General features: G+C 47.9%; 8 protein-coding genes. 5 read left to right on the top strand and 3 right to left on the bottom strand.

The genetic code is table 11. From position 1 onward, the window contains the following. Positions 1–616 precede the first annotated feature (616 nt). From FNY66_RS15140 to FNY66_RS15130, 3 genes are all read right to left on the bottom strand, one after another. On the bottom strand, positions 617–1483 hold the full coding sequence (locus FNY66_RS15140) for an aminoglycoside 6-adenylyltransferase AadE (RefSeq protein ID WP_001255868.1): 867 nt from the start codon (positions 1481–1483) through the stop codon (positions 617–619). A 175-nt stretch (positions 1484–1658) separates the two neighbouring features. Beyond that, a complete protein-coding gene (locus tag FNY66_RS15135; RefSeq protein WP_001071501.1) occupies positions 1659–2204 on the bottom strand; it encodes an AAA family ATPase in 546 nt (181 codons plus the stop codon). Positions 2205–2232: 28 nt separating this feature from the next. Next, a complete protein-coding gene (locus FNY66_RS15130; protein WP_002334816.1) occupies positions 2233–3036 on the bottom strand; it encodes a helix-turn-helix domain-containing protein in 804 nt (267 codons plus the stop codon). 338 nt (positions 3037–3374) lie between these two features. Here FNY66_RS15130 and FNY66_RS15120 point away from each other — a divergent pair, with 338 nt between their 5' ends. From FNY66_RS15120 to FNY66_RS15095, 5 genes are all read left to right on the top strand, one after another. Further along, positions 3375–3788, top strand: coding sequence for a cysteine-rich VLP domain-containing protein (locus FNY66_RS15120; protein WP_002588751.1), 414 nt, complete (start codon positions 3375–3377; stop codon positions 3786–3788). Between the two features lie 111 nt (positions 3789–3899). Beyond that, positions 3900–4295: a replication initiator protein A gene (locus FNY66_RS15115; protein WP_002588752.1), complete on the top strand. Its 396-nt coding sequence runs from the start codon at positions 3900–3902 to the stop codon at positions 4293–4295. Between the two features lie 183 nt (positions 4296–4478). Continuing rightward, positions 4479–5423: a MobV family relaxase gene (mobV, locus tag FNY66_RS15105; RefSeq protein ID WP_002334814.1), complete on the top strand. Its 945-nt coding sequence runs from the start codon at positions 4479–4481 to the stop codon at positions 5421–5423. 72 nt (positions 5424–5495) lie between these two features. Beyond that, positions 5496–5690 carry a hypothetical protein gene (locus tag FNY66_RS15100; protein WP_002334813.1) on the top strand — a complete coding sequence of 65 codons (195 nt, stop codon included), beginning with the start codon at positions 5496–5498 and terminating at the stop codon, positions 5688–5690. Between the two features lie 144 nt (positions 5691–5834). Beyond that, positions 5835–7412: a recombinase family protein gene (locus tag FNY66_RS15095; RefSeq protein ID WP_154410947.1), complete on the top strand. Its 1578-nt coding sequence runs from the start codon at positions 5835–5837 to the stop codon at positions 7410–7412. Positions 7413–7457 lie beyond the last annotated feature (45 nt).

Below are 7457 nucleotides of genomic sequence, written 5' to 3'. Positions count from 1 at the left end.
GGAGTTTCCCAAAGTTAAAGATACCACATCAATCCCACGCGGACTTTTGCTCAACCGATACAGCCGGAGGGCTGGATAACAAGAAAAGGCGGTATGCGCCCCGTGGAGGGGTAGCGTACCGCCTTTTCTTGTGGGGGTTTCCAAAGGGGGCAACGCCCCCATTTGGCACACGACTTTGCGAAGCAAAGTGTAGTGTGTTATACGCTCTGCCGGCGTTGCCGTGAAAATGCCGTTGCCGCCGGGGAGGGCAAGGGCATTTGAAGCGGCAGGAAAACAGGGCTGTGCTTGCGTGGCGTGGAGCCGCAAGCGCAGGTCTGGACTCATCAGCAGACAGGGCGTATATGAAAGCCCCAGTTCCTCGTCCTACGCTCCAACTTGTGGACAAAGTGTCCCGAAGTTGTGGCCACACTCCCGGAAAAGTAGCAGGACAACGGGCAACCGTCAAGGCTGAAATGAACGGGTTTACACCCGGCCTTGACCTCCGCCCGCTGTCCCGCTGGATGGGTGGACAAGGCGGCCAATCCCTCAAAGTGCTTGGCCGCTCTCTTTCTGATTTTGAGGTATTCAGTTTTTCAAAATTGAATAATCAAAATAAATTTTTTCGATTGAAAAAATTTTATTTGTTATCATCTTCAATGCCATATTTTTTCTTTTGCCGAATCACATAATTACTGATTTTTTCATCATATAGTGGATACTGGTAATCCAACTGGCATGCCACTTCTGACGAAACCTCCCGGAACAATGCCATACATTGTTCAAAGGATTCCCACATATGGGGATAGGAATCCATATTATAAGTGGACATAAGTCGTTCCCACAATTCCTCTGGGACATATTGCTTCATAAATTTATAGTTTTTTCCCAAACTGAAATGAAATCCCTGTTTGATACCAATCAGCCAGGAAATCATGCGAAGCAATTCTTTTCGTACTATATCATTCATATGGTCAATAGCAAAAAGAATTTCTTTGCGGCATAAGCCCTTTACTACATATGTTGTAGTATTCCAAAATTCATTACAGCAATCGTCAAACATTCTTTGAGTAGGCTTCTGCAAGTGGTAGTCTATATCCGTTGGTATTGGCGGCTTTACGATACGGTTGTCTTTATCCAACAGTAACTTTACCAGTTTATCCCATGTAAAATACTCGTCTATCAGTTCCAGCGGCAGCAAAGTTAAATCTATCTTAACATCATCAGTAAACAGCATTAAATATGAAAATCCCTTTTCTACAGCTGGAAATAATTCCATATCTTCCGGCTTTTGCAGAATCAACCTTTCACCAAATATATCTAGCCATTTATCATCACTTGTGAAGCTGTCCATATCCGTAACAAAAAAAGTAATATCAAAATCCTGAAAATCATCAGGCGGAATATTTGTATTTGTTCTAGATCCTTCCAAAGTAACCATGCGAATGCGTTTGTCTGTTTTTGCAAAATTCAAAACAATATCATAAACTTCCTTTTCTGATCTCATTTTTATCTCCTCCAATTATTGAAATAGGTGTGAAGCCATTTTAGGGCTTTCCCGCCTTGATTACCCTTTAGCAAAGACGGGCGGGACTGTCAACGGCGGCGCATGAAATGCGCCGTTCATCTTGACCGTTGACTGGCTCGGCTGGCTTTGCTATCTTCCTGACAAATGGGAATGTCTAAGATAGTAAAGACGTCCCACATGCAACTCTTTCTTTTATTGCGGAAACCGTATCTTTAATTGTGAATGTAGTTGTGTCTATGACATTTGATTCATATACTCCCAAACCGGAAAATTGCTCCCACATTGTTTCCACTAATTCAATATTTGTTTTTCTATCTAATTTTGAGCGTTCCACAGCTCGCTTCATAGTTTCTTTTTTACTCGCTCTTAATACAATATAGTGTACCTCGTAATCTTCTTGGGCAAGAGCTTTCCATGGCTCCAAAAACCATGGCCCGACAATCCCATCTACAATTACATCATATCCGCCACGAGCATATCGCTTTGCAGCTTCTAAAAAGGCTTCAATGACAACCAGATTTTGCTCGTTGGATTCTGGCAAATGTGGTGGTATTGCGCCTTTGCTTAAGTAATGAAAAAAGTCATCGGTGTGCATATGCACTGATTTATCCATATCTGATTCCTTTGCGACAATTGACGCAGTTGTTGTTTTTCCTGTCCCCGGTGAGCCTGTAATCACAATAATTCTTCCTTGATTCATCTGTATTTTCCCTCACAATTCAAATTTATCACTTTGTTCCTGCCTGCTCAATCATCTTCTTCGCAAACTGCTGGAACATTTCAACAGTTTCTTTATCCATCGGTGTAAGCTGTCCGATCTGTCCAGCTATCATCGCCGTTACATCGTCAATGGAAAGTGGTTTTTGTTTCTGTTCCGCCAGTGCGTCCCGCATGGCTTGGAACATAGCGGCGGTCACAGCTTCTCCCGGCTGTTCCCCGTTGTCAATGTCTTTCTTAATGTCCCGCAGGATAGCCAGGAACACATTTTTGATTTTTTCAATCTCCGCTTCATGTTCCCCTATCTTTTGGGCGTTCAAAAGCTGTAAATCCTGCTTCGCTTCTGCCCGGTGTTCCGGGTGTTCTTTCATCAGGTCGGACAGGGAAGCCGTTGCCATCTCGATAAGCTGGTTTCTTGCTGTTATGCCCTTTGCCGCCGTATCCTGAAAATAAATCCGTATCAAATCTATCAGCTTAGGAAAATTCCTGTGTTCCAACAGGCGGTTGAGGATTTGCACATCAACAGCACCCGTCACAAGCCCCCTCACGGCTCCCTCGGACAAGCCTAATTCAGAAATATCGTAGCTTTTACGAACGCTCACGGTAGACAAGCCCAGTATGTAGTCTGTCGATACCTTAAATTCCTTTGCCACACCTATGAGAATATCACTGCTGACCGTTCTTGTTTCGCCGCTGACAATGCGGCTCAACTGGGAAGCGGAAACGCCTATCTTCTCCGCAAGTTCCTTTTGTGTGATGTGGTTCCCGTTGCATAAATCGGAAATCCGCTGTCCGGGCGTTCCGGGTAAAGCCATAGATACGCACCTCCTCCGCATACTTCCATTATACAGAATGATTGCAAAAATGCAATTTCCAAAGTGTAAACTTCATCAAAATGCAATTCTCGCAATATTCCGGGAATTGCATTTTTTTCGTGTAGACTTAGGGTAGTTCATCGATGGACGGCACCTTGAAAACAGAATGACCGTCCGAAAAGGAATACCCCGGCTGGGGAAGCACCGCAAGGAGTCGGACTTCGGGACAAAATGTCCCGAAGTTGCGAGGAGCGTGCCAACGCCGGAACACGCCGCAGGAATGGGGCAGGAAACCTTTTCGGGGAGAACGGCAACGGAAAGCAAAATGGAGGGAACGCATGAGAGATAACCCCTATAAAGACTTGCCGCCGCTGGAACGCAGGCCGGACGGTTCCCTTTACCGCATGACCCCGGCGCAGAGAAAACAGGCGGCCAGCCTGATACGCCGGGAGTGCTGTTGCTGTGAGGACGGCAACTGCATTGTCCTTGACGATGGGGACACCTGCACCTGTCCGCAGACGATTTCTTTCTCGGTCTGCTGTAAGTGGTTCCGCTGGGCGGTCTTGCCGCTGGACGGGACGCTGGAAGCGGAGATTTTCCGGGATAAGGACTTGAAACGCTGTGAGGTCTGCGGCGGTGTGTTCGTCCCCAAATCCAACCGGGCAAAATACTGCCCCGGCTGTGCCGCCAGAGTTCACAGGCGGCAGAAAACAGAAAGTGAACGGAAAAGGAGGTCTGCTGTGGACAGTTAGGAGCGAAAAAAGCCTTGATTTATCAGGCTTCGCAAGCCCCAAACCGGGGCTGGTGGTATAAAGTATCGCCCGCCCCGGAAAACGGGCTTCTAACCGTCCACAAAACGCACTATGACAAATACCATCTATATCCATCAGCCGGAAAAGGCGTTCAGCTTCACCCGGCTCCCGAATTTCCTCTTTGAAGCCCCCACATTCAAGCCCTTGTCCAACGAGGCAAAGGTTCTGTACGCCTTTATCCTGCGCCGGACAGAGTTATCCCGCAAGAATGGGTGGGCGGATGATTGCGGACGGATTTATCTGTACTATCCCATCTGCGAGGTGGTTGACCTGCTCCACTGTGGGCGGCAGAAAGCGGTAAACACCCTGCGGGAACTGCAATACGCCGGGCTGGTGGAGATCCAGAAGCAGGGCTGTGGAAAACCCAACCGCATTTTCCCAAAATCCTATGAAGCGGTTCCAAACACCGACTTCAAGAAATCCGGTTCTGGTACGCCGGAGGGCTGAAAACCGTACTTATGAAGTGAGGAAATCACTCCCCGGAAGTACGAAAACCGGACGGTATATAGAAATACAAAGATTAAAAAGATTTATTTATATTCTATCCATTCCAATCCTATCCGAGCTAATTTCTGCGGGATTTTCCCTGTGGAAAACCCCGGATAGGAAAGGAATGGGGAAAGGAGCAGAATGGCACAACACGCAATTTTGCGGTTTGAGAAGCACAAGGGCAACCCGGCAAGGCCGCTGGAAGCCCATCACGAAAGACAGAAAGAACAATACGCCAGCAACCCCGACATTGACACAAGCCGGAGCAAGTACAACTTTCATATCGTCAAGCCAGAGGGCAGGTACTATCATTTCATTCAAAACCGCATTGAACAGGCCGGGTGCCGAACCCGCAAGGACAGCACACGGTTTGTCGATACGCTGGTAACTGCCAGCCCGGAGTTTTTCAAGGGGAAATCCCCAAAGGAGATACAGGCGTTTTTCCAGAGGGCGGCGGACTTCCTCATTGGCCGGGTAGGACGGGAAAATATCGTGTCGGCGGTGGTACACATGGACGAGAAAACGCCCCACCTGCATTTGACCTTTGTTCCGCTGACAAAGGACAACCGCCTGTGTGCAAAGGAGATTATCGGCAACCGGGCAAACCTGACGAAGTGGCAGGACGATTTTCACGCCTATATGGTGGAGAAATATCCTGACTTGGAGCGTGGGGAGAGCGCCAGCAGGACAGGCCGGAAGCATATCCCCACCCGGCTTTTCAAACAGGCGGTTTCCCTCTCCCGGCAGGCAAGAGCCATTGAAGCCACACTGGACGGCATTAACCCGCTGAACGCCGGAAAGAAAAAAGAGGAAGCCCTCTCCATGCTGAAAAAGTGGTTCCCGCAGATGGAGAATTTCTCCGGGCAGTTGAAAAAGTACAAGGTCACAATCAATGACCTGCTGGCGGAGAATGAGAAGTTGGAAGCAAGGGCAAAGGCCAGCGAAAAAGGAAAGATGAAAGATACGATGGAACGGGCAAAGCTGAAAAGCGAACTGGACAATTTACAGCGGCTGGTTGACCGTATCCCGCCGGATATACTGGCGGAACTGAAACGTCAGCAGCGGCACACGGTAAAGGAAAGGTGATAGATATAAGCAGAAATTTTCGCCGCCTCTGTGCGGCATTGTACCTTGAAAACTGAATATGGAGGACACTGGATGGCAAAAAGTGAAAGCGATATTTTTACACCCCGAACAGGGCAGGTTATACAAGCAGAGAACGGCACGCAGTATTTTGTATGTGGGAACAACCGTATAAAAATCTCCGAACACTTCGCCGCAGGCGGGAAGCCCCTCGGTGATCTGATTGTAGATGTGGTGCGGCATACCGCAGAAAAAGCCGCTTCAACCTGATAGCCCATCATTGATAACACGCCCACGCTTATGATATAATTGCCATAGAGCAAAAGTATTGTAAGCGTGGGTTGTTTCTTTAGAAGGAGGATTTTTACGGTGAAACAACCTTACAATACTACGATTTACAACACGGCGCTTTATATGAGATTGAGCCGGGACGATGAACTGCAAGGAGAAAGCGGGAGTATTCAGACACAACGCATGATGCTCCGGCAATATGCCGCCGAGCATGGCCTGAATGTCATAGATGAATATATCGACGATGGATGGTCTGGAACGAACTTTGACAGGCCGGATTTTCAGAGAATGATTGATGACATTGAGGACGGGAAAATCAACTGCGTTGTTACGAAGGATTTATCCCGCTTAGGCAGAAACTACATTCTGACCGGCCAGTACACGGAAATCTACTTTCCCAGCAAAGGCGTCCGCTATATCGCTGTCAATGACAATGTGGACACCATCAACGGAGAGAATGAGCTTGCCCCATTCCTCAACATTCTGAATGAAATGCACGCCCGCCAGACCAGCAAAAAGGTAAAGGCGGCCATGCGGACACGGTTCGCAAATGGCGCACACTATGGAGCCTATGCTCCGCTTGGCTATGTCAAAGACCCAGATAAGAAAGGCCATCTTCTGATTGACCCGGAAACAAGGTGGATTATCGAAAAGATTTTTGACCTTGCCGTTCATGGCCGGGGAGCCGCCAGCATTACACGGATTTTGGTCGAAGAAAAAGTACCTACTCCCGGCTGGCTGAATTTCCAGAGATACGGCACTTTCGCAAATATCTATGCCGGAGCGCCGGAGGAAAAAGCCTATGCGTGGACGATAGCGCAGGTGAAAAGTATTCTGAAAGAGGAAACCTATATCGGACACAGCGTCCACAATAAGCAGACCAACATTTCATTCAAAAACAAGAAGAAAGTACGCAAGCCAAAAGAGGAATGGTATCGTGTGGAGAACACCCACGAAGCGATTATTTCCGAAGATGTGTTCCGTCAAGTACAGGAGCAGATTTGCAACAGGCGCAGACGGCAGAAGAACGGCACAACACAGATATTTTCCGGGCTGGTAAAATGTGCGGACTGCGGCTGGTCGCTGGCCTATGGTATGAACAGCCAGAACAAAAATCCCTATGCCCACTACCATTGTAGCAAGTACGGGCAAGGATTGCACCAGTGTTCCATGCACTATATCCGCTATGATGTGCTTTACGCCTATGTCCTTTCCCGTCTGCAATACTGGTCTGTGCTGGCACAGCAGGATGGGGACAAACTTCTGAAACGGCTACTTAACGCCAGCGACAAGGAACGCAATACTGCAAGGAAGCGGCAGACAGCCGAACTGAAAAAGGCGGAAAAGCGCAAAGCAGAAGTAGACACCCTGTTTGCAAAAATGTATGAGGACTGGTCTGCCGGACGCATTACAGAATACAATTTCAATATGCTGTCCGAAAAGTATCAGGGCGAACAGCGAGAATTGGACGTAAAAATTGAACGGCTTCACGAAGCGATGGAGACCGCCGCCCAGACAGCGGTTGACGCTGAAAAGTGGATAGGTCTGATGAAACAGTATGTCAATCCCACAGAATTGACGGCTGAACTTCTGAATACGCTGATTGAAAAAATCCTTGTCCATGAAGCGGTCAAAAGTGAGGACGGAAGCCGGGAACAGGAAGTGGAAATCTTCTACCGCTTTATCGGCAAAATCGAATGACACATCTTGAGATACCCAACAATATCTTTAACTAAGGGAAACGGG

This window comes from Mediterraneibacter catenae, assembly GCF_008691045.1.
In the GTDB taxonomy this organism is placed as follows: domain Bacteria; phylum Bacillota; class Clostridia; order Lachnospirales; family Lachnospiraceae; genus Mediterraneibacter; species Mediterraneibacter ornithocaccae.
The sequence above is the reverse complement of the archived record's forward strand: the minus strand, read 5'-3'. Positions and strand labels throughout refer to the sequence as shown.